The 2,471-nt window shown below is 67.4% G+C and carries 3 protein-coding genes; 1 reads left to right on the top strand and 2 read right to left on the bottom strand.

The window, feature by feature from the left end; all coding sequences use genetic code 11:
- Positions 1 to 121: 121 nt before the first annotated feature.
- Both hflC and hflK read right to left on the bottom strand, forming a co-directional pair.
- Positions 122 to 985: a protease modulator HflC gene (gene hflC, locus ACFE71_RS15535; RefSeq protein ID WP_375429661.1), complete on the bottom strand. Its 864-nt coding sequence runs from the start codon at positions 983 to 985 to the stop codon at positions 122 to 124.
- Positions 982 to 2,112, bottom strand: coding sequence for a protease modulator HflK (hflK, locus tag ACFE71_RS15530; protein ID WP_375429660.1), 1,131 nt, complete (start codon positions 2,110 to 2,112; stop codon positions 982 to 984). The genes hflC and hflK overlap by 4 nt, the downstream gene beginning before the upstream one ends.
- A gap of 71 nt (positions 2,113 to 2,183) precedes the next feature.
- On the opposite strand from hflK, the gene ACFE71_RS15525 reads away from it, so the two are divergent.
- Positions 2,184 to 2,471 (top strand): P-loop NTPase (locus ACFE71_RS15525; RefSeq protein ID WP_375429659.1); only part of this gene is annotated, 288 nt, incomplete at its 3' end.

The following is a 2,471-nucleotide window of genomic DNA, read 5'->3' as shown; positions in this document are numbered from 1 at the left end:
CGTTCCTCTCGATCGGACGTTCGGTAAGCAACCTAGCGCGTGGCCGGTTCAGCCTTAACGCCGTTTGAATGTGATCGGCGATGTCATACGATGCCGCTCCCGTTTCAAGTAGCCGGCCGGATCAACGTCGTCCCTGGAAATTGCGGAGATAGTCGTTGTTGGGCGACAGGATCACCGAGGTCGACCCGCCGGGCTCCGGCCCACCGTCCGCGCCGAAAGTGCGACGGTAGCTCTGCATCGCCCGATAGAAGTCGTAAGCGCCAGCGTCCTTGTTGAACGCCTCGGCATAGATGCGGGCGGCGTTGGCATCGGCTTCCGCGCGGACGATCTGCGCCTGCTTTTGACCCTGCGCGCGAATGGTCGCCGCTTGTTGCTGACGCGCGGTCCGCATCCGCTGCAACGTCGATTCGAGCGGAGAGCCGCTCGGCAGGTCGGCGTGCTTGATGCGGACATCGACGATCTGAACGCCGTACTGCCGCGCGACGCGGTCGAGTTCGCGCTGAATGTTGTTCATCACCCCCTCGCGCTCGTTGCCGAGCAGGACAGCGAAGGGACGGCGGCCGAGCTCGTTCCTGATCGCGTTACCGAGCAGCGGACGAAGCGCATCGGTGACGCCCGTCTCCGAACGCGCGGTGTTCACCATCAACAGCGGATCGACGACGCGGAAGCGCGCGAAGGCATCGACCTGGAGCCGGAGCTGGTCGGACGACAGGACCTGCTGGTCATCCTGCTCGACATTGAGCACGCGCTTGTCGACCCAGACGAGCCGATCGAAGAAAGGGATGCGCGCAATGAGCCCGGCGCCCGTGCGGCCGAACTGCTCGCCCGGCCGATATTCGTTGATCGTGCGGACGGGCTCCTGGAGTCGGAGGACGACCGCCTGCTTGGTCTCGGGCACGACGGCGAAGGTCGCCGCTGCCAGGATCACCGCGAGCAGCGCCAGGACGCCGAGCACGACCGGGTTGCGGAAAAGCGCGGGGTTCACTGGCCCGCTCCCGGCTGAGCGGCACCGGTTGGGGCGTTGGGCACCTCGCGCGCCGCGACGGGCGGCTCGGCGGGGCGACGACCGCGATCGAGCGGCAGGTAGGGCGTCACGCCGCCCGGGGTCTCGACGATCGTCTTGTCGGTCTTGGCCAGCACGGCCTCCATGGTCTCGTAATACATGCGGCGGCGGGTGACTTCCGGTGCCAGGATGTACTGCGCGTAATAGGCGTTGAACGAGGCGGCTTCGCCCTGCGCAAGCGCCAGCTTCTGCTGAGCGTAGGCCTGCGCCTGGTTAAGTACGGTCGAAGCATCCTGCTGCGCAGCAGTCACGTCCTTGAACGCCTCGTTGACGCGCTCGGGCGGGTCGGCCTGCTTGATAGCGACGCCCTGGATGCGGATGCCCGACTTGTACTCGTCGAGCACGCGCTGCATCCGGTCGCGGACTTGCTGCTCGACGAGCGTGCGACCGGGGCCGATCGCCTGGTCGAGCGTGACGTTGGCCACCGCCTCGCGGACCGCGCTTTCGGCGGTTGCACGCACGGTCGCGGTCGGATCGGCGAGCTGAAAGATGTAGCTTTCCGGGTCGCCGATGTTCCAACGGACCGAGTAGGCGAGGTCGATCAGGTTCTGGTCGCCGGTCAGGACGAGGTTCTCGCCGCCCCCATCGGGAAAATTCTCCTCGCGGAACGCAGTCACGTCGACCTTCTCGACCGAGGAGAAGGGAGCAGGCAGCGTCAGGCGAATGCCCGGCTCGAGGGTTCCGGCATATTGCCCGAAGGTCGTCACCACCGCCCGCTGTTGCGGCGCGATATTGTGGACGGAGGTGAAAAGGATCCAAAACAGCAGGATTACGCCGCCGCCGATCAGCCACACCGTGCGCGGCGGGGGGTTGGGAAACCTTGCTGGCAAACCACCGCCGCCTCCGCCGCCGCCCTGTCCGCGCGCCTTGCGCAGGAACTCGTCGAGCGCGGTCGGCTTTTGGGGACCCTTGCGGCCGCCGGGAGGCACCGCCCATGGATTGCGGGGAGGGGTGGGCGTGCCCCCACCGCCGCCGGAACCGCCATCGCCGCCCCAGGGATTTGCCTTCAATATGGTCGGGCGGCCGAACCAGCCCCGGATGCTCGTCATGAAAGCTTTATAAGGATGCTTGGGATTGAAAAACAGTGGCGCGCGCCGGCTCCGGTCCTAAGTCCCGAGGTATGATCGACATCAACGAGATCAAGGCGGCGGTGGCCGCGGTCGCGGGCACGCGGGCGACCGTGCGGGTCGACGGCGCACGCGTCGGCGTGGTGCTCGACGCGAGCGGGCTGGCACCGGACGAACGCGACGCGTTGGAGCTGCGGGTGCGCGCGGCGGCGGCGCTGCCGGGCGTGGCGGAAGTCCGCATCGCCGTCACCGCCGAGCGGACGGCACGGCGACTGATCGCAGTGGCGAGCGGCAAGGGAGGGGTCGGCAAATCCACGCTGGCGGCCAACCTGGCGATCGCG

It is taken from the genome of uncultured Sphingomonas sp., assembly GCF_964237155.1.
In the GTDB taxonomy this organism is placed as follows: domain Bacteria; phylum Pseudomonadota; class Alphaproteobacteria; order Sphingomonadales; family Sphingomonadaceae; genus Sphingomonas.
Note: the sequence above shows the minus strand (reverse complement) of the source record. Positions and strands in the feature narration are given on the sequence as shown.